The sequence below is a fragment of the Acidovorax sp. FJL06 genome (assembly GCF_003852545.1).
Lineage (GTDB): Bacteria > Pseudomonadota > Gammaproteobacteria > Burkholderiales > Burkholderiaceae_C > Acidovorax.
Genome location: NZ_QAJR01000033.1, coordinates 24,464 through 43,362, shown reverse-complemented (window position 1 = coordinate 43,362; position 18,899 = coordinate 24,464). Strand labels below are relative to the sequence as shown.

The 18,899-nt window shown below is 67.7% G+C and carries 16 protein-coding genes; 5 read left to right on the top strand and 11 right to left on the bottom strand.

Annotated features, from left to right (window positions below):
* Positions 1–4 precede the first annotated feature (4 nt).
* Positions 5–1,123 (top strand): ABC transporter substrate-binding protein, encoded by a 1,119-nt coding sequence (locus tag DBV10_RS18245; RefSeq protein ID WP_158616829.1) that lies wholly within the window; start codon positions 5–7, stop codon positions 1,121–1,123.
* 136 nt (positions 1,124–1,259) lie between these two features.
* On the opposite strand, the gene DBV10_RS18240 is transcribed toward DBV10_RS18245, so the two are convergent.
* Both DBV10_RS18240 and DBV10_RS18235 read right to left on the bottom strand, forming a co-directional pair.
* The gene (locus DBV10_RS18240) at positions 1,260–1,457 is read right to left on the bottom strand and encodes a hypothetical protein (RefSeq protein ID WP_124515023.1); all 198 of its coding nucleotides are present in this window, start codon (positions 1,455–1,457) and stop codon (positions 1,260–1,262) included.
* A 195-nt stretch (positions 1,458–1,652) separates the two neighbouring features.
* Positions 1,653–3,311 (bottom strand): MFS transporter, encoded by a 1,659-nt coding sequence (locus DBV10_RS18235; protein ID WP_124515022.1) that lies wholly within the window; start codon positions 3,309–3,311, stop codon positions 1,653–1,655.
* Positions 3,312–3,722: 411 nt separating this feature from the next.
* Here DBV10_RS18235 and DBV10_RS18230 point away from each other — a divergent pair, with 411 nt between their 5' ends.
* From DBV10_RS18230 to DBV10_RS18215, 4 genes are all read left to right on the top strand, one after another.
* Entirely contained in the window at positions 3,723–4,031 is a 309-nt protein-coding gene (locus DBV10_RS18230; protein WP_124515021.1) for a DUF485 domain-containing protein, read from the top strand.
* A 5-nt stretch (positions 4,032–4,036) separates the two neighbouring features.
* Positions 4,037–5,770 (top strand): cation acetate symporter, encoded by a 1,734-nt coding sequence (locus DBV10_RS18225; protein WP_124515020.1) that lies wholly within the window; start codon positions 4,037–4,039, stop codon positions 5,768–5,770.
* 187 nt (positions 5,771–5,957) lie between these two features.
* Entirely contained in the window at positions 5,958–6,887 is a 930-nt protein-coding gene (locus DBV10_RS18220) for a histone deacetylase family protein (RefSeq protein ID WP_124515019.1), read from the top strand.
* 145 nt (positions 6,888–7,032) lie between these two features.
* A complete protein-coding gene (locus DBV10_RS18215) occupies positions 7,033–9,714 on the top strand; it encodes a bifunctional acetate--CoA ligase family protein/GNAT family N-acetyltransferase (protein WP_124515018.1) in 2,682 nt (893 codons plus the stop codon).
* Between the two features lie 121 nt (positions 9,715–9,835).
* Here the strand turns inward: DBV10_RS18215 and DBV10_RS18210 are convergent, their stop codons facing one another.
* From DBV10_RS18210 to DBV10_RS18170, 9 genes are all read right to left on the bottom strand, one after another.
* Positions 9,836–10,477: a 3'-5' exonuclease gene (locus DBV10_RS18210; protein WP_124515017.1), complete on the bottom strand. Its 642-nt coding sequence runs from the start codon at positions 10,475–10,477 to the stop codon at positions 9,836–9,838.
* The gene (locus DBV10_RS18205; RefSeq protein WP_124515016.1) at positions 10,474–12,303 is read right to left on the bottom strand and encodes a DUF294 nucleotidyltransferase-like domain-containing protein; all 1,830 of its coding nucleotides are present in this window, start codon (positions 12,301–12,303) and stop codon (positions 10,474–10,476) included. The genes DBV10_RS18210 and DBV10_RS18205 overlap by 4 nt, the downstream gene beginning before the upstream one ends.
* Before the next feature lie 75 nt (positions 12,304–12,378).
* Entirely contained in the window at positions 12,379–13,041 is a 663-nt protein-coding gene (locus tag DBV10_RS18200; protein WP_124515015.1) for a 2-hydroxychromene-2-carboxylate isomerase, read from the bottom strand.
* A gap of 80 nt (positions 13,042–13,121) precedes the next feature.
* Complete coding sequence (locus tag DBV10_RS18195) at positions 13,122–13,379, bottom strand: DUF1289 domain-containing protein (protein ID WP_124515014.1); 258 nt, start codon at positions 13,377–13,379, stop codon at positions 13,122–13,124.
* On the bottom strand, positions 13,376–13,885 hold the full coding sequence (locus tag DBV10_RS18190; protein ID WP_124515013.1) for a YbaK/EbsC family protein: 510 nt from the start codon (positions 13,883–13,885) through the stop codon (positions 13,376–13,378). The genes DBV10_RS18195 and DBV10_RS18190 overlap by 4 nt, the downstream gene beginning before the upstream one ends.
* 166 nt (positions 13,886–14,051) lie before the next feature.
* Positions 14,052–14,966, bottom strand: a complete 915-nt coding sequence (locus DBV10_RS18185) for a hydroxymethylglutaryl-CoA lyase (RefSeq protein ID WP_124515012.1) — start codon at positions 14,964–14,966, stop codon at positions 14,052–14,054.
* A 32-nt stretch (positions 14,967–14,998) separates the two neighbouring features.
* The gene (locus DBV10_RS18180; RefSeq protein ID WP_124515011.1) at positions 14,999–15,919 is read right to left on the bottom strand and encodes a glyoxylate/hydroxypyruvate reductase A; all 921 of its coding nucleotides are present in this window, start codon (positions 15,917–15,919) and stop codon (positions 14,999–15,001) included.
* A gap of 228 nt (positions 15,920–16,147) precedes the next feature.
* A complete protein-coding gene (locus DBV10_RS18175; protein ID WP_124515010.1) occupies positions 16,148–18,175 on the bottom strand; it encodes an acetyl/propionyl/methylcrotonyl-CoA carboxylase subunit alpha in 2,028 nt (675 codons plus the stop codon).
* 2 nt (positions 18,176–18,177) lie between these two features.
* Positions 18,178–18,897, bottom strand: coding sequence for a DUF4126 domain-containing protein (locus tag DBV10_RS18170; RefSeq protein ID WP_124515009.1), 720 nt, complete (start codon positions 18,895–18,897; stop codon positions 18,178–18,180).
* Between the last annotated feature and the right edge of the window lie 2 nt (positions 18,898–18,899).

Sequence of the window (18,899 nt, the reverse complement as noted above, 5' to 3'; positions counted from 1 at the left end):
TCCCATGAAGTTCATTGGCCGGGCCGGCAGGCTTTGCACCCTGTTGGCCACCCTCGGGATGGGCGCCGCGCACGCCCAACTGCTCATTGGCCAGACGGTGGGCATCACCGGGTCGGCCGCCGCCACGGTGGCCGAATCCATGCAGGGGGCGGCCCTCTACATCGACCACGTCAATGCCAGGGGCGGCGTGGGCGGGCAGAAGGTCGAGGTGATGTCGCTGGACGACAAGTTCGACCCCAAGCTCACGCTGGAGAACACCAAGACACTGATCGAGCAAAAAGGCGTGATCGGCCTGTTCATGACGCGGGGCACGCCCCACACGCAGGGCATCATCCCGGTGCTGGACCAGCATGGCGTGCCGCTGGTGGGCCCGTCCACCGGTGCAATTGCGCTGCACCAGCCGGTCAGCAAACACATCTTCAACGTGCGGGCCCCCTACCAGCGCGAAGTGGCCAAGGCCATCTCGCACCTGCACACGCTGGGCATCCAGCGCATCGGGGTGGTGCATGTGGACGACACCTTTGGCGCGGATGGCCTGGCCGGCGCGCAGGCAGGGTTCAAGGCCAACCGCATGGAGGCCCTGTTCGTCGAGAAGTTCGACCGCGCCAAGCCCGACTACAGCGCCATCGCGCCGCGCGTGGCACAAAAGCAGCCCCAGGCCGTGGTCTTCATCGGCACCGGGGCCGCCGTGGTGGATGGCATCAAGGCCCTGCGTGCCGCCGGCGTCACGGGCCAGATCGTCACCTTGTCCAACAACGCCTCGGGCGGCTTCGTGAAGGCCCTGGGCGACCAGGCCCGGGGCGTGGTGGTCACGCAGGTGTTTCCGTCCGAGCGCTCGCTGAACTACCCGGTCATCAAGGAGGCCCTGGACCTGGCGCGCGCCAAGAACATCGCCGACCTCACGCCCGCCATGGTCGAGGGCTTCGTGAGCGCCAAGGTGCTGGTCGAAGGCCTCAAGCGCGCCGGCCCCAAGCCCGACCGCGCCAAGCTGCTGGCGGGGCTGGAAAGCATCAGGAAATGGGACCTGGGCGGCATGGAGCTGAGCTACAGCCCCACGGACCACAGCGGCCTGGATTTCTCCGACCTGTCCATCATCGGCAACGACGGCCGCTTCAAGCGCTGAACCGCGCCCCCCGGGCGCCCGCCACGGTGGCCCCACGAAAAAAGCCCGGAGCGGGTGCTCCGGGCTTTTTTGCATCTGGCATCTGTACACGCCTGGCCTGCCCCCGCTGGGCGGGCCAGGCCATGGCCCCAGCGGCTTACTGGGCGCTGGCCGGGGCCGCAGGCGCTGCGGCGGGCGCGGGCGCGGGCGCGGCCGGGCTGGCCGGGGCCTCGGGGGCGTGCACGGCATCGGCGCCATGCTTTTCACCGCCCATGTCGGCCTTGTCGCCCGCCTTGATGATCACGAACATCGACACGGCTGCGAACAAAACGAAGCCAACAGCAATCTTCCACATAAAAAATCTCCTTGGGTCCTTGGGAATGAATGGGTTTGTTCAATCAAGGGGCCTGGCGCGCAGGGTTGTCGGTTGTACTGGTGCGCAGCACAAGCCCCTTGATGGAACACAGGGCCCGCCCCTTGCGGGTTGGGCCCTGCACACCGGTGGGTGCCGATCCGCCATGACAGGTCACGGCAGACCGGCCCTCACGGATCAGTCGTTGGCGTAGATGTCCACGTCCTTGGTTTCCTTGATGAACAGGCCACCGATCACCACCGTGGCACCGGCGATGATGATGGGGTACCACAGGCCGTTGTACATGTTGCCGGTCTGGGCCACGATGGCGAACGCTGTGGTGGGCAGCAGGCCGCCGAACCAGCCGTTACCGATGTGGTACGGCAGGGACATGGACGTGTAGCGGATGCGGGTGGGGAACATTTCCACCAGCATGGCGGCGATGGGGCCATACACCATGGTCACCAGCAGCACCAGGTAGACCAGGATCGCGATGACCATGACCTTGTCGATGCGGGCCGGGTCGGCCTTGGTGGGGTAGCCTGCGGCCTTGAGCGCGTCGGCCACGGCCTTCTTGAACTCGCCGTCCTTCTTCTTGGCTTCGTCGGCGGGCAGGCCCTTGCTGCTGTAACCGGTGATGGTGGTTTCACCAATCTTGATCACGGCGGGGGCACCTGCCGCAGCGGGTGCGTTTTCGTAGCTCACCGAAGCGCCGGCCAGCACCTGCTTGGCGATGTCGCACGAGCTGGTGAACTTGACGGTGCCGGTGGGGTTGAACTGGAACGAGCACTCGTTGGCATCAGCAACCACCACCACCTTGTTCTTGGCCTGGGCTTCAGCGAGCGCAGGGTTGGCGGCCTTGGTCAGGGCGCCGAACACAGGGAAGTAGGTCAGTGCGGCCAGCAGGCAACCTGCCAGGATGATGGGCTTGCGGCCGATCTTGTCGGACAGCGAACCGAACACGATGAAGAAGGGCGTGCCGATCAGCAGCGAGATGGCCACGAAGATGTTGGCGGTGGCGCCATCGACCTTCAGGGCCTGCGTCAGGAAGAACAGCGCATAGAACTGGCCCGAGTACCAAACCACGGCCTGACCGGCCGTGAGGCCCACCAGCGCCAGGATCACGATCTTGAGGTTCTTCCACTCGCCGAACGATTCCTTCAGCGGGGCCTTGGAGGTCTTGCCCTCGGCCTTCATCTTCTGGAAAGCAGGCGATTCGTTCATGGCCAGGCGGATCCACACCGAGATGGCCAGCAGCACGATCGACACGATGAACGGCACGCGCCAGCCCCAGTCGGCAAAGGCTTCTTCGCCGATGACCGTGCGGGTGCCCAAGATCACCATCAGCGACAGGAACAGGCCCAGCGTCGCGGTGGTCTGGATCCAGGCCGTGTAGGCGCCGCGCCGGCCGTGCGGAGCATGCTCGGCCACGTAGGTGGCAGCACCGCCGTACTCACCGCCCAGGGCCAGGCCTTGCAGCAGGCGCAGCGCAATCAGGATGATGGGGGCGGCCACACCAATCGACGCATAGGTCGGCAGGATGCCCACGATGAAGGTGGACAGGCCCATGATCAGGATGGTGACCAGGAACGTGTACTTGCGGCCGATCATGTCGCCCAGGCGGCCGAAGAAGATGGCGCCGAAGGGACGGACGATGAAGCCCGCCGCAAACGCCAGCAGCGCGAAGATGAAGGCCGAGCCCGCATCCAGGCCGCTGAAGAACTGTTTGGCGATGATGGCAGCGAGCGAGCCGTACAGGTAAAAGTCGTACCACTCGAAAACGGTGCCGAGCGAAGAGGCGAAGATGACCTTCCTCTCTTCGGGTGACATCGGCCGCGGTGCGGGATGGGTGGCCATAGGTTTTGTCTCCAATGTTGTCGATTCGATATCGGCGGAGAAATCGCCGCCGTCACAGCACGCCGGGTGCTGGAGCCGGAATATCGTTTTGCCTTCTGACCAAAAACTGACATGGATCGTCGGCTTTTGGAGTGCACGCGCACCGCCCCGGAACGCCCCAGGACAAACCCGCATGCTTTTTTTCTCGATGCGAGATGAAGTCCCTTCAGGTCCGCGAAAAAGCCTGAATTCCTCCGGGTAAACACCTAAATTTCAGCCCAGGAAAACCCTTGGGAGGACAAACCCTAGGCATTTCATGTTGCACCGCCGTAAGAAGGGGGTCAGCGCGGCTTTCCAGAATCGCCACCGTTTCGTGCACACCCGGCCGGGTCCGCGAGAGACGCATTTCCAGGACACCAAAGGAGAGACACCATGACGGATTCCGTGGCCACACGCATCCAGAACCATCCTCGCTACCAGCAGTTGCGCCGCGAACGCAACCGTTTCGGCTGGCAGCTCACCGCGCTGATGCTGGCCGTTTACTACGGCTACATCGCACTGATCGCCTTCAACAAGCCCTTTCTCGCGCAACCCATCGGCGCCGGCGTAACCACGCTGGGCATTCCGCTGGGCGTGTTCGTGATCGTCTTCACAATCGTGATCACCGGCATTTACGTGCGCCGCGCCAACAACCGCTACGACGCACTCACCCAAGACATCCTGCGGGACGTACAGAAATGACAGCCATGCACCTTTCCAACCCCGCCCGCTGGGGCCTTGCCGCAGCCATCGCCTGCTGCGCAGCCACGGCCCATGCCGCCGGCGGCGACGTCGGCGAGGCGGCCAAGCAGGCCACCAACTGGACGGCCATCGCCATGTTCGGCCTTTTCGTTGCCGGCACGCTCTGGATCACCAAGTGGGCGGCGGCCAAGACGCGCTCGGCCGCCGACTTCTACACCGCCGGTGGCGGCATCACGGGCTTTCAGAATGGCCTGGCCATCGCTGGCGACTACATGTCCGCGGCGTCGTTCCTGGGCATTTCCGCCGCCGTGATGGCCAATGGCTATGACGGCCTGATCTACTCCATCGGCTTCCTGGTGGGCTGGCCCATCATCACCTTCCTCATGGCCGAGCGCCTGCGCAACCTGGGCAAGTTCACCTTCGCCGACGTGGCCGGATACCGCTTCCAGCAGACCCCCATCCGTGCCTTCGCAGCCAGCGGCACGCTGGTGGTCGTGGCCTTCTACCTGATCGCGCAAATGGTCGGCGCCGGCCAGCTCATCAAGCTGCTGTTCGGCCTGGACTACTGGATTGCCGTGGTGCTGGTGGGCGCGCTGATGATGATCTATGTGCTGTTTGGCGGCATGACGGCCACCACCTGGGTGCAGATCATCAAGGCCGTGCTGCTGCTGGCCGGCGTGAGCTTCATGGCCTTCATGGTGCTCGCGCAGTTCGGCTTCAGCCCCGAGGCGCTGTTCGCCAAGGGCGTGGCCGTGAAGAGCGCCATCGCCGCCAACCAGGGCAAGTCCGCCGAGGAGGCCAATGCCATCGGCCTGGCCATCATGGGCCCGGGCGGGTTCATCAAGGACCCGATCTCGGCGATCAGCTTCGGCATGGCGCTGATGTTCGGCACGGCCGGCCTGCCCCACATCCTGATGCGCTTCTTCACCGTGCCCGACGCCAAGGAAGCGCGCAAGAGCGTGTTCTGGGCCACAACCTGGATCGGCTACTTCTACGTGCTGATCTTCATCATCGGCTTTGGCGCCATCACTCTGGTGCTTACCAACCCCGAGTTCTCGGACACGGCCAACGGCATCATCAAGGGGGGCGCGGGCACGGCCAACATGGCTGCGGTCCTGGTGGCCAAGTCCGTGGGCGGCGACGTGTTCTACGGCTTCATCTCGGCCGTGGCCTTCGCCACCATCCTGGCCGTGGTGGCCGGGCTCACGCTCTCGGGCGCATCTGCCGTTTCGCACGACCTGTACGCCACGGTGTTCAAGAAAGGCAAGGCCGACAGCGCTGCCGAACTGCGCGTTTCGCGCATCACGACGCTGGCGCTGGGCCTGGTGGCCGTGGTGCTGGGCATCGTGTTCGAGAAGCAGAACATCGCCTTCATGGTGTCGCTGGCCTTTGCCATTGCGGCCTCGGCCAACTTCCCGGTGCTCTTCATGAGCGTGCTGTGGAAGGACTGCACCACCAAGGGAGCCGTGATCGGCGGCTTCCTGGGACTGGTGTCCTCGGTGGGGCTGACCGTGGTGTCGCCCTCGGTGTGGGAAGCGGTGCTGGGCAACCCCAAAGGCAGCGCGCTGTTCCCCTACACCTCGCCAGCACTGTTCTCCATGACCATCGGCTTCGCGGGCATCTGGATCTTCTCGCTGCTGGACCGCAGCGCCGTGGCGGAGCGCGAGCGCGCGGCCTTCCCGGAGCAGCAGGTGCGTTCCGAGACCGGCCTGGGCGCTGCCGGCGCATCGGGCCACTGAGCGGCGCTGCACGCACGCTCCCCACAAGCCGGGCCCTGCGCCCGGCTTTTTTTCGTCCATGCAGCGCTGGTTGTTGACTTCGGTCAAAGGTGCGGCCCTGGCGCTCCCTACAGTCGCAAGTCTGCCGTCAAGCTGCAGGCACACACTGGCGATAGACCCCATCCCCCCGAGCCCCCTCGCCGCCGCCATGCTGTCTGCCTACATCTCGCACCCCGACTGCCTCAAACACGACATGGGGCCCGGCCACCCGGAATGCCCCGAGCGCCTGGAAGCCATCTCCGACATGCTGCTGCTCAAGGGCTACCGCGACTTCATGCTGCCCTACGACGCCCCGCTGGCCAATGAAGAACAGCTCCAGCGCGCCCACTCGGCCCTGTACGTGAGCCGCGTTCTCAACCAGGCGCCCGCCGACGGCTACGTGCGCCTGGACCCCGACACGCTGATGAACCCCTTCACGCTGCCAGCCGCGCTGCGCTCGGCCGGTGCCGCCGTGCTGGCCACCGACCTGGTGCTGCAGGGCGAGGTCCGCACCGCGTTCTGCAACATCCGCCCGCCCGGCCACCACGCCGAGCGGGATGCCTGCATGGGCTTTTGCTTCTTCAACAACGTGGCTGTGGGCATCCGCCATGCGCTGGACGTGCACGGCCTGGAACGCGTCGCGCTGATCGACTTTGATGTGCACCATGGCAACGGCAGTGCCGACATCCTCGCAGGCGACGAACGCGTGCTGATGTGCTCCATCTTCGAGAAGGGCCTGTACCCGCTGAACGGCGACGAACACCCCGGCGGCAGCAACATGGTCCATGTGGGCATGAACAGCCGCACCGGCAGCAGCGAGTTCCGCGCGCTGGTCGACGCGGCGTGGATGCCCGCGCTCGACGCCTTCCGCCCGCAACTGATCTACATCTCGGCGGGCTTCGACGCCCACCGCGACGACGACATGGGCAACCTCGGCCTGGTCGACGCCGACTACGAATGGGTCACGCAGCGCCTGCTCGACGTGGCCCGCAGGCATGCCCAGGGACGCATCATTTCCTGCCTGGAGGGCGGCTACGTCATGAGCCCGCTGGCACGCAGTGCCGCCGCCCATGTCAAAGTGTTGATCGGTGCTGACTAGACAGAGCGGTTTTGGCCCAGATGCACGCCCCCCTCATGCGAAGCCGCTTTCACTTTCCAACAGGCACAGCCGTTCACGCTGAACGGTTGGATATGCACTGCGTCAACCTTTGAGCCCCAAGCGCTCTGGCTTCATCGCAAACACCATGGAAAAGCACTTCCTGCAGCCCTTGTTCAACCCGGCGTCCATCGTCGTCTTCGCCGGCGGACTGGACCCCGATGCACTGCCCCCCGGCGCCGGCCGGCATGTGGCCGACCAACTGCGCGGCTCGGGCTACGCCGGCGAGCTGCGCTTCGTGGACATCCGCATGAGCGGAACGCTGGCCGACCTGGCCCGCTCGCGTGCCGAGCTGGCCGTGATCGCGCTGCCCACGGTGGAGGAGATGGACAACGCGCTCGAAGTGGCCGGGCGCATCCGGTGCCGCGCGGCGCTCATCATCTCTGCGGGCCTGAACGCGCAGGACGCGGCCCGGCTGCACGCCACCGCCAGGCGCCACCAGCTGCACCTGCTGGGGCCCAATTGCACCGGATTCCAGCGGCCACACCAACAGCTCAATGCCAGCATCATCGGCGCCATGGCCAAGCCCGGCCCGCTGGGGCTGCTGTCGCAGTCGGGGGCGCTCACCGCCTCCACGCTCGACTGGGCGCGCAGGAACAGTGTGGGCTTCTCGACCGTGGTCTCGCTGGGGCCCAACACTGCGCTGAACATCGCCGATGCCCTCGACTTCCTGGCCTCGGACGGCCAGACGCACAGCATCGTGGTCTACCTGGAGGGCATCCGCAACGCGCGGCGCTTCATGAGCGCGTTGCGCGCGGCCGCCAGCGCCAAACCCGTCATCGTGCTCAAGGCCGGCCGCCAGCCTGCGGGCAACGAGGCCGCGCTCACCCACTCGGGCGCCATCGTGGGCAGCGACGAGGTTTTCGACGCGGCGCTGCGCCGCGCCGGGGCGGTGCGCGTGCGCACCTTCTCGCAGCTCTTTTCGGCCGTGCGCTGCCTGGCCTCGCGCTACCAGCCTGCCGGGCGGCACCTGGCGGTGATCACCAACGGCGGCGGCCCGGGCGTGCTGGCCGCCGACTGGGCCAACGAACTGCATCTGCAGCTGGGCCGGCTGGATGCCCAGGCCTGCGCCGCACTCGCCCCGCAGCTGTCGCCCCAGGCTTCCCTAAAGGACCTGATCGACCTTTCCGAAGAGGCCACGCCCGAGCATTTCTCGGCGGCCATCGCTGCGGCGGGCCGCACCCGGGGCATTGACGGCGTGCTGGTGATCTACTCGCCCAAGCTCGGCGCCGACCCCGCGCGCGTGGCCGAGGCCCTGGTGCAGACGCACACCACCGTGGGCAAGCCGCTGTTCAGCTGCTGGATGGGCGACGAGAGCGTGAGCGAAGCGCGCGCCCTGCTCAACGCCGCCAGCATCCCGACCTTCCGCACGCCCGAGGCGGGCGTGGACGCGTTCTCCAACATTGCCAACCACCACGAGAACCAGCAGCTGCTGCAGCAAACGCCGCCGCCGCTGTCGCACCTGGCCAAGCCCGACGTGGAGGGCGCGCGGCTGTTGATCGAAAGCGTGCTGGCCGAGCGCCGCAACGTGCTCACCGAGCTGGAGTCCAAGGCCCTGCTCGCGGCCTTCCATGTGCCCGTGACCAAGACCATGCTGGCACGCAGCCCCAACGAGGCGATGATGATCGCCACCCAGCTGGGCTACCCCGCCGCGCTCAAGATCGACTCGCCCGACATCCCGCACAAGTCCGACGTGCAGGGCGTGGCCCTGAACATCCTCAACGCCACCCAGGTGCGCGACACCTACAACGACATGGTCAAGCGCGTGGCCCAACTGCGGCCCGATGCGCGCATCAACGGCGTGACGGTGCAGAACATGTCCGCCCAGCGGCGCGGGCGCGAGCTGTACATCGGCCTCGTCACCGACGAGCTGTTCGGGCCCGTCATCACCTTCGGCGCCGGCGGCACCATGATCGAGCTGATCGGCGACCGCAGCATGGAAATGCCGCCGCTGAACCAATTCCTTGCACGCAGCCTCGTGCAGCGCGCGCGCGTCGCCGCCACGCTGGGCGAGTGGCGCGGCGCCCCGCCCATCGAGATGGCCGCGCTCGAACAGGTGCTGCTGCGCGTCTCAGAGATGGTGTGCGAGCTGCCGCAGCTGCGCGAGATGGACATCAACCCCATCATCCTCGACGACTCCGGGGCGCTGGCGGTGGACGCGCGCATCGTCATTCAGCATGCCCCCGCGCACAGCCAGCACTACGGCCACCTGGCGATCCTGCCCTACCCCGGCCACTTCGAGCAGGAATGGCCCCTGCGCGGTGGCGGGGCCTACACGGTGCGGCCCGTGCGGCCGGACGATGCCTCGATGCTGCAGGCGCTGGTCAAGGGCCTGTCGCCCGAGAGCCGCTACTTCCGCTTCGTCTCGTCCATGCCCGAGTTGCCGGCACGCATGCTGGCGCGCTTCACACTGATCGACTACGACCGCGAGATGGCCCTGGTGGCCGTGCACCGCGAACGCCGGATCGGGGCCGACGGCGAGTTCATCGACACCGAGCGCATCATCGGCGTCTCGCGCTACGTGACCAACCCCGACACCCGCAGCTGCGAGTTCTCGCTGCTGGTGGCCGACGACTTCGCGGGCCAGGGCCTGGGCTCGCGGCTCATGCTCTCGATCATCGAGTTTGCGCGCAACAAGGGCCTGGCACAGATCGAGGGCCTGATCCTCGCCAACAACAGCAGCATGCTCAAGCTGATGCGCAACCTGGGCTTCCAGATCAAGCACTTCGAGGAAGACGCCGACTTCCGCCTGGCGGTGAAGGCGTTGTGACCAACTTGGCCCGTAGGGCAGGATGGCACTGCCAAATCAGCTATACAATTTATAGCAAAAAACAACCAAACCGGTGCGTGGAGCGAGAGAGCGCGAAGACACGAAGCGGCTCAGGGGAAGCCTACTTCAATGCCTGCAGCTTGACAAAGGCCAGTGCCGCCATCACCGCATCGTTGATGGCGTCGTGCGCCTCGTAGCGCGGCAGGTCCAAGTCGCGCAGCAGGGTGTCAAGGCGCAGGTCGATGTCGGCGTTGGCATGCTGCTGGTAGGGCGGCAACTGGCGGAACTTGTGCTCGTAGTACAGCGCCGAGACCTCGATGCAGGTCTGCGGCAGGCCCATGCCCAGCAGCGGGCGCACCACGCGGTTGAGCATGGCCACGTCAAATTCCAGGTAGTAGCCCACCAGCGGACGGCTGCCAATGAAGTGCAGCAGGCGCGCCGCCGATTCGGCGGGCGGCAGGCCGGCGGCCAGGTCTTGCATGCGCAGGCGGTGGATGCGCACGCTGGGCGCCGGCACGGCGCGCTCAGGGCGCACCAGCAGCTCCAGCCGCTCGCTGGTCAGCACACGCTGGCCCCGGATGCGCACGGCGCCGATCGAGACGATCTCGTCACGCCGCCGGTCCAGGCCGGTGGTCTCGCAGTCCAGCGCCACCCATTCCTGGGGCGGCGGCGCATCGAGCACAAAGGCAAAGGCCGGATCGCGCAGGCGGTGCCTCAGCCAGCGCCTGCGGCCGGCGGCCCACCAGTCGGCCGCGCCCGTCACATCGCCTCCAGGCGAAAGCGCGTGCGCAGGGCCTGCCGAAAGCGCTGCACCACGGCCAGCGCATCCTTGAGCAGGTCGCGGTCCAGGCTGTTCAGCTGCGCGCGGTCGATGGTGCCGGAGACGGGGCGCTGCTGGTCCAGCTCGGCCAGGCCCGCCTTGAGCCGCAGCGCCATCAGCACCTGCAGCGCCTCGGCCAGATCCTCGCCCTGCACGGGCGAGAGCGCCCCCTCGGCCACCAGCGCCGCGATGCGCCCGGTGGTGGAGGTAGCGGCCACATGGTGCGCCAGCGCCAGGCTGCGCACGCCGTGCACCAGCGGGAACAGCGCTTCCTTCTTGAGGTTCCACGGCGCATGGCTTTCACCGGGCGAGAGCAGCCGGCTCCACCAGCCCGGCCCGGCCGCAGGCCCGAAGGCGTCGGCGGCGGCCGCAAAGCGGCCCAGCATGCCCTGGTGGTCGGTCGCCAGGGCCGCCAGGGTGCGTTGCACCTGCGCAAGCAGTTCGGCATCGCCGGCCACGGCATGGGCATCCAGGAAGATGGCCAGGTGCATCAGCGATTCACCGTCGGCGCGCCACACCCAGTCCTGCACCTGGTGCGCCCAGTCCTGCGCGCTGCGCCGCCAGGGGGCGTTGCAGACCATGATGCCCCCGGGGCACGGCGGGTAGCCGAAACGGCCCAGCGCCTCGGAAAAGCGCGCACAGACCGCCGCCAGGTCCGCGGGCGGCGCATAGCCATCGCGCAGCACCAGGGCGTTGTCCTGGTCGGTCTTGAGCAACTGCTCGCCGCGCCCCTCGCTGCCCATCACGAACAGGCAGCTGTTGTCCACCAGCTCCGGCGGCGCAATCAATTGCCAGGCGCGCTCGAACAGGCGCGCGTTGAGCTGCTGCACCAGGTGCGCCACCAGCCCCACGCGCGTTCCGCTGCGAAACAGCACGGCGATCACGCGATCGATCTGGGCCGCAGCCTCGGCCAGCGCGTCGATGTGCATGGCCTTGCCGATCTGCAGCGCCACCAGGTGCGAGGGGTTGGAGACATGGCTGAGCAGGTCCAGGGACTCCAGCATGCCCAGGGTGCGGCCGTCCTGCACCACCACCAGGCGGTGCACGCGGTGGCGCAGCATGAGGGCCATCGCATCGCCCACCGCATCGGCCGCGCGCACCTCGATGACCGGAAAGCGCGCCCACTCACCCACCGGCATCGCGGCCAGCGGCCGCCCGTCGAGGATGGCGCGCTCCAGCAGCGTGCGCGTGAAGATGCCACGGCGCGGCGGCTGGCTGGCCCGGTCCTCGACCAGCACGCTGGCCGTGTGCTCTGCATGCATCCGCCGCACGGCGCTGAGCACATCCAGGTCGGCCGGCACGCTGAGCGCCGGGCGCAGGAAGGCCTCGCCCACCCGCGACAGGCTCAGCGACGGCAGGTCGCGCGGGCGCTCGCGTTCGGACAGCACACTGAGCTTGTGCCCCAGGTCGGCAAACAGCAGCGCACCAAACGTGGCATTGCGCGCAATCAGCTCCATCACCGCCGCGCGCGCCAGCTCGTAGGCAATGACCTCCTCGGCCGCCACGAAGCGGCTGCTGGCGCGCCCGGCCACCAGGCTGCGGCCGTCGAAGCAATCCTCCGGGCCGTAGGTGGCCACCACGTCGCCCTGGTCGATCTGCTGCACATGGCCCTTGGCGATCACAAACAGGTGCGTGGGCGTGTCGCCAGGCTCCAGCAGCGCCTGGCCCCGGGGGTAGTAGCCGATGTCCACGCTGGCGCGCACCAGGCGCTGCTCGTCGGGGTCAAGGCAGTCGAAGGGGGAATGCGCAAAGGAAAAGGCGTTGGGCATGCCGCCATTGCAGCACCGCGCCCTTGCTGGCCGCTTGCAGGCGGGGCGGGCGCCGCGCGCACCGCTTGCGCCGGATCAAGCCTTGGCGGTGGCGGGCGGCAGGCCCGAGGGCGTGGCCGGCGCGGCGTCCCAATCCGGTCCGTCAAACCAGGCGTCGCCTTCCAGGTAGGCGCGCAGCATGGGCAAGCCGTCCAGGCCCCAGAAGAGCCTGCCCTCCACCCCAAAAGCCGGCACCCCGAACACCCCCGCTGCCTGCGCGGCCTCGGTGTTGGCGCGCAGCAAAGCCTTGGGGCGCTCGCTCGCCGCATCCTGCCCCGGCCGAATCTGGTCCGACAGCTCGGCGGCCAGCGCGGCCAGGCGCCCGGCGTCCAGTGCGTCGTGCCCGCCCTGCCACACATGGCGCAGCAGCGTGCCCGCCACAAAGCGGTTGATGCAGCCGTCGTCGCTGCAGGCCAGAGCCTGGCGCAGCAGCGGCAGCGGGTTGAACGGGTGGCGCGCCGGCATGTGCAGCGGCGTGCCCTGCGCATGGCCCAGCCAAGTCACGTGGCGGTAGGTCCAGTCGCGCTTGGGCGCAATGCCCGCCGGGCCGGGGTTGCCATGCTGCTGCAGCAGCGCGCCCAGCAGCACGGGCCGGTAGGCCACGCTGTAGCTCAGGCCCTCCAGCACCTCGGGCAGGCGCTCGAAAGCGAGCCAGGCATAGGGCGAGACAAAGTCCAGGTAGAACGTGATGTGCTTCATTTCAGCTCTCCATGTCATTGCACGGCGACCCACCGTGCATAAAACGGGCGCGGCCCGGGCGAGGGCAGCCGCGCAGCCGCTCAGGGGGGCGTCCCGGGGCTGATGCCCGCGCGGTCCAGCAGCTGCGCCCAGATGCCCCTGCGCAGGGGGCCATCCGCACGCGACCAGAGGCGGATCTCGTCCAGCGTGCGAAAGCAGCCTTCGCAGTGGCTGCGGTCGGGCGACATGCGGCACACCGAGATGCAGGGCGAGGGCACCGGCTCGGCATTCTCTTGGTCAAAATGGCCTTCTGCGCTCAACTGGCATGCGCGAGAAGCTAGCAAATCTATAGCATTCATGCCACCACCGGCGCCTGAACCACATCCACCACCGGGGCGCCCGTCAGGCGCTGCAGGTCGCTGGGGTGCAGCGCAAAAACGCCATGCGGATGCCCCGCCGCCGCCCACACCACCTCAAAGCGCAGCAGGTCCTGGTCGATCAGCGTGACGGGCGGCGTGGCATGGGCCACGGGCGAGACGCCGCCAATCGAGAAGCCCGTGCGGCTCTTCACGAAGTCGGCATCGGCCCGGCCGATCTTGCCGCCCACATGGGCCTCCACCTTCTTCTCGTCCACACGCCGGTCGCCCGAGGTGACCACCAGCACGGCCACGTCGTCGCTCTTGCGGCGGAAGATGATGCTCTTGGCAATCTGCCCCACGGCAATGCCCAGCGCATCGGCCGCCTGCTGCGCGGTGCGCGCGGCGTCGTCCAGCATCTGCGGGCGGTGGGGGTGGCCCAGGGATTCCAGCGCCGCCGCCACGCGCTGCACGCCCTCGGGCAGGGATTTCAGTTCAGCTCCACACATCGTTTCTCACTCCGGAATCAAAATCGTCTGGGCTATTTTGATCGCACAGGCGCGACCCCAGCCCGTGCACCCGTGGAACTGGCTCCGCCAGGCCACCGGGTGCGTCCCCCTCCCGCGCAGCGAGAGAGGGGTGAAGACGCGCAGCGTCTCAGGGGGTGCTTCATCCTCATCCCGCACGTTTGGTCAACAACGCGTTGGCGGCGCGGGAGTTGGGCTTGCGGCCCAGAAAGTCGCTGATGTAGGCACCCGCGTCAATCAACTTGTCGAGGTCAATGCCCGTCTCTATGCCCATGCCCTGCAGCAGGTAGACCACGTCCTCGGTCGCCACGTTGCCCGTGGCGCCCTTGGCATAGGGGCAGCCCCCCAGCCCGGCCACGGACGACTGGTAGTTCCACACGCCCAGCTCCAGCGCCGCCAGCGTGTTCGACAGCGCCTGGCCGTAGGTGTCGTGGAAGTGGCCCGACACATCGTCGATGCCAAAGTGCTGCAGCGTGGCCTCGATGGCGCGCTGCACCTTGCGCGGCGTGCCCACGCCAATGGTGTCGGCCACATCCACACGCTGCACACCAATGCCCTTGAGCAGGCCCGCCAGATAGGCCACGCGCTCGGGAGCGATTTCGCCTTCATACGGGCAGCCCACCGTGCAGCTCATGGCGCCGCGCACGCGGATGCCCGCCGCCAGCGCCGCCTGCACCACGGGCGCAAAGCGCTCGATGCTCTCGGCAATGCTGCAGTTGATGTTGCGCTGGCTGAAGGCCTCGCTGGCCGAGCCGAACACCACGATCTCGTTCGGCTGGTCGATCACGGCCGCCTCAAAGCCCTTGAGGTTGGGCGTGAGCACCGAATACGCCACGCCCGGCTGGCGCGCGAGGCCGTCCATCACCTCGTGGTTGTCGGCCATCTGCGGCACCCACTTGGGCGACACGTAGCTGGTGACCTCGATCTCCTGCAAACCGGCCGCCTGCAGGCGGTGCACCAGCTCGATCTTGACGGCGGCGGGCACGGGCGTCTTTTCGTTCTGCAGGCCGTCGCGCGGGCCTACGTCGATGAGCCGCACACGGGAGGGGATGGAGGAGGTCATGGTCTGTCCTGAAAGTACGAAGGCACGCCGGCTCAATAACCGCGCGCCGGGTTGACGATGCCCTCCACGGCATCGCCCCGCTGCAGCGCGGCGATCTTGCGCGCAATCTGGGCAATGCTCTCGTCGCGCAGCGTGCGCGCCGAAGTGTGGGGGGTGAGGGTGATGCGCGGCTGGGTCCAGAACGCATGGCCCGCAGGCAGCGGCTCGGTGCGGAACACATCGAGCGTGGCGCCCGCCACCTGGCCGCTGGCGATGGCGGCCAGCAGGTCTTCGTCCACCAGGTGCGCGCCCCGCGCCACGTTGATCACGTAGGCGCCGGGTTGCAGGCGGGCCAGCGTGTCTTTGCAGATCACGTCGGCCGTGTCGGGCGTGAGCGGCAGCAGATTGACCAGCACGCGGCTCGCAGCCAGGAAATCATTGAATTGGTCTGCACCGGTGAAGGCCCGCACCCCCTCAATGGCCTTGGGGCTGCGGCTCCAGCCGTTGATGGGAAAGTCGAACTGCGCGAGCGCCTTGGCCACCCGTTCGCCCAGCACGCCCAGGCCCATCACGCCGATGGGGAAGTCGCTGCGCTGGCGCGGCTTGCGGTAACCCCAGCGGCCCGCCGCCATGTCGGCCTCGTAGCCATCGAACTCGCGGAAGTGGCGGATGACCGCGTGGCACACGTACTCGGCCATCTGAACGGCCATGCCCGCGTCATCCAGCCGCACCACCAGCGCGCCCGGTGGCAGGCGCAGCTTGAGCAAGGCGTCCACGCCCGCACCGATGTTGAACAGGGCTTTGAGGCCCGGCTGCTCGTCCATGAACTGTTGGGGCGGCGCCCAGACCACAGCGCATTCGGCCTGCGGCGCGCCGGGTTGCCACACGGAAATATCAGCGCCGGGCAACGCGGCGGCCAGGCCCTGCAGCCAGGGCTCGGCCTTGGTGTCGGTACAGCAAAAGGTGATTTTCATGGCGGCTTAGGGATCCTCTGCACGAATCGAGCGGTAAGTGGGCGCTGCGGATCGGGATGGGCTGCTAGGCGCAAAACGCAGCAATAGCCATCGCTATTGCGAGTATTTGCAACGACGCAGACCGCCAGAGACCGCAGATGCACGCGGCGCGATGATTCGTGCAGCGGGTACCTAGGGTAACGGCATTGCACCCCGCGCGCTGTCACGCGCGGGGTGCCCCCGCCAGGCTCATGCCTTCTCGGCGGTCACCAGCTTGAGCAGCTCGGCCCCCTCGCTCACCTGGTCGCCGGGCGCGTACAGCAGCTCCTGCACCACGCCGTCGGCCGGCGCGGCGATGGTGTGCTCCATCTTCATCGCTTCCATCACCGCCAGCGGTTGGCCCTTGGTGACGGTGTCGCCCGCCTTCACCGCAAACGACACCACCTTGCCGGGCATCGGGGCCGTGAGGCGGCCCCCTTCGGCTGCGGATTCGCCCGAGTGGGCCAGCAGGTCGATGGCGGTGATCTGCGTGGCGCCGCGCGGCGTGAACACATGGTCCACCTCGCCCTGCGCATACACGGCGGCACGGGTGCGCTGGCCGGCAAACTGCAGTTCGATGCCATTGGCCTGCGGCATGAACACCAGCGGGCCCGCCACGGCCGTATCGCCTTCGCCCACCGCCAGATGCAGGCTGCCGCCGCGCTCGTAGGTCAGCCAGGCCTTGGCATGTTCGCCGCCAAACTCAAATTCAAAGCGGCGGCGCGTGAGCGCATGCGAATGGAAGCCATCGCGGCGGCTGAAGGGGTCCACGCCTTCGCTGGCGCGCTCGTGCAGCAAGGCCTGGGCCACAGCGGCCGCAGCGGCCAGCGGCAGGCCCACGGGTTCCTGGTGGAACAGCACGGCCTGCTCGCGCGGGATCAGCGCGGTGTCGAGCTGGGCACTGGCGAACGCACCGGTGCGCGCCACGCGGCGCAAAAACTGCACGTTGGTTGCCAGCCCCACGATGTGGGTCTGCGCCAGCGCCTCATCCAGCCGCGCAAGCGCCTGCGCGCGCGTGTCGCCGTGCACGATGAGCTTGGCCACCATGGAGTCGTAAAACGGGCTGATCGCATCGCCCTGGCGCACGCCGGAATCGACGCGCACCGCGCCCCGTTCAAACGTCACGCAATCGGGCAGTGCATAGACGTTGAGGGCGCCCGTGGCGGGCAGGAAGTTGTTGTCGGGGTTCTCGGCGCAGATGCGCGCTTCGATGGCGTGGCCCGTGATGCGCAGATCGGCCTGCTTGACAGGCAGCGGCTCGCCCGACGCCACGCGCAGCTGCCACTCCACCAGGTCCAGGCCGGTGATAGCCTCGGTCACGGGGTGCTCCACCTGCAGACGGGTGTTCATCTCCATGAAGTAGAACTTCATCTGGTCGGGCCGCTCGTAGCCGCCCGGCTGCTCCACGATGAACTCCACCGTGCCCGCACCCACGTAGTTCACGGCCTTGGCCGCCGCCACGGCGGCCTCGCCCATCTGCTGGCGCAGCTGCGGCGTCATGCCCGGCGCAGGCGCTTCCTCCAGCACCTTCTGGTGGCGGCGCTGCACCGAGCAGTCGCGTTCGAACAGGTACACCACGTCCCCGTGCGTGTCGCCAAACACCTGGATCTCGATGTGGCGGGGGCGCTGCACGTACTTCTCCACCAGCACCGCATCGTCGCCAAAGCTGTTGATGGCCTCGCGCTTGCAGGACGCCAGCGCGGCAGCGAAGTCCTCGCTCTTGTCCACCGCGCGCATGCCCTTGCCGCCGCCGCCCGCGCTGGCCTTGATGAGCACGGGGTAGCCGATGCGGTCGGCCTCGCGCTGCAGCAGGGCCGGGTCCTGGTCGCTGCCGTGGTAGCCCGGCACCAGGGGCACGCCGGCCTTTTCCATGAGCTGCTTGGACTCGGCCTTGAGCCCCATGTCCTTGATGGCCGAGGCGGGCGGGCCGATGAACACCAGGCCCGCCGCCGCGCAGGCGTGGGCAAAGTCCTCGTTCTCGCTCAGAAAGCCGTAGCCCGGGTGGATGGCCTGCGCGCCCGTGGCCTTGGCGGCCTCGATGATGCGCTCCCAGCGCAGGTAGCTGTCCTTGGGCGCGCTGCCGCCGATGTGCACGGCCTCGTCGCACACGGCCACGTGTTTGGCATTGGCATCGGCGTCGGAGTACACGGCGACGGTTTTCACGCCCAGGCGCTGGGCCGTGGCGGCGACTCGGCAAGCGATCTCGCCTCGGTTTGCAATGAGTATCTTGTTAAACATTTTTAAGCCACCTTGGCAGAACCAGAAAAGAAAGAGGAAAGGCGCCGCACCACAGCGCGCAAAAACTTGAAAAGCACCACCAGAAGCAGCACCGACACGGCCACCATCACGACCAGCGCGATGCCGAACGCCACCGGGTGCTGCGTGGCCAACCACACCACGGCCACCACCAGGCCGTCCTCAAAGAACGACAGGCCCCAGTTAGAAAACGGCTCGGGCGACGTATTCACAGCAGCCCGCGTGGTCATCTTGGTGGCCAGCGCGGTGGCTGACAGCGAACCGCCCAGCAGCCCCGCCACCACGGCCATGGTGGCGTTGTCGGCACCAAACACGCCATACGCCAAGGCCGCGCCCGCAGGCACGCGGATGAAGGCGTGGATGGCATCCCAGGCGCTGTCCACCCAGGGCACCTTGTCGGCAAAAAACTCCACCATCAGCATGAAGCCGCTGACCATCAGAACCAGCGGGTGCTGCAGCATGGCCAGGCCGGGCGGGAGGGGCATCCAGCCCAGCACGCCCATCATGCCGACCAGGAACACCACGGCATACAGCCGGAACCCGCTGGCCCAGCCCAGTGCGGCGGCCAGGGCCAGCAGGCTGGGCATGTCGAGCTGCGCCGTGGCCCGTGCCGCCCCCTGGGCCACCTCGCGCGCGGTGCCCGCATCGACATGCAGCCCCAGGGTGTGGAGCCACTGCACGAGGGAGAGCCAGAGCTGGTCCACGG

Bases quoted from the DNA above. Each gene is read 5' to 3' on its own strand.
- DBV10_RS18245 (WP_158616829.1), top strand. From the start codon at position 5: ATGAAGTTCATTGGCCGGGCCGGCAGGCTTTGCACCCTGTTGGCCACC.
- DBV10_RS18240 (WP_124515023.1), bottom strand. From the start codon at position 1,457: ATGTGGAAGATTGCTGTTGGCTTCGTTTTGTTCGCAGCCGTGTCGATG.
- DBV10_RS18235 (WP_124515022.1), bottom strand. From the start codon at position 3,311: ATGGCCACCCATCCCGCACCGCGGCCGATGTCACCCGAAGAGAGGAAG.
- DBV10_RS18230 (WP_124515021.1), top strand. From the start codon at position 3,723: ATGACGGATTCCGTGGCCACACGCATCCAGAACCATCCTCGCTACCAG.
- DBV10_RS18225 (WP_124515020.1), top strand. From the start codon at position 4,037: ATGCACCTTTCCAACCCCGCCCGCTGGGGCCTTGCCGCAGCCATCGCC.
- DBV10_RS18220 (WP_124515019.1), top strand. From the start codon at position 5,958: ATGCTGTCTGCCTACATCTCGCACCCCGACTGCCTCAAACACGACATG.
- DBV10_RS18215 (WP_124515018.1), top strand. From the start codon at position 7,033: ATGGAAAAGCACTTCCTGCAGCCCTTGTTCAACCCGGCGTCCATCGTC.
- DBV10_RS18205 (WP_124515016.1), bottom strand. From the start codon at position 12,303: ATGCCCAACGCCTTTTCCTTTGCGCATTCCCCCTTCGACTGCCTTGAC.
- DBV10_RS18200 (WP_124515015.1), bottom strand. From the start codon at position 13,041: ATGAAGCACATCACGTTCTACCTGGACTTTGTCTCGCCCTATGCCTGG.
- DBV10_RS18195 (WP_124515014.1), bottom strand. From the start codon at position 13,379: ATGAATGCTATAGATTTGCTAGCTTCTCGCGCATGCCAGTTGAGCGCA.
- DBV10_RS18190 (WP_124515013.1), bottom strand. From the start codon at position 13,885: ATGTGTGGAGCTGAACTGAAATCCCTGCCCGAGGGCGTGCAGCGCGTG.
- DBV10_RS18185 (WP_124515012.1), bottom strand. From the start codon at position 14,966: ATGACCTCCTCCATCCCCTCCCGTGTGCGGCTCATCGACGTAGGCCCG.
- DBV10_RS18180 (WP_124515011.1), bottom strand. From the start codon at position 15,919: ATGAAAATCACCTTTTGCTGTACCGACACCAAGGCCGAGCCCTGGCTG.
- DBV10_RS18175 (WP_124515010.1), bottom strand. From the start codon at position 18,175: ATGTTTAACAAGATACTCATTGCAAACCGAGGCGAGATCGCTTGCCGA.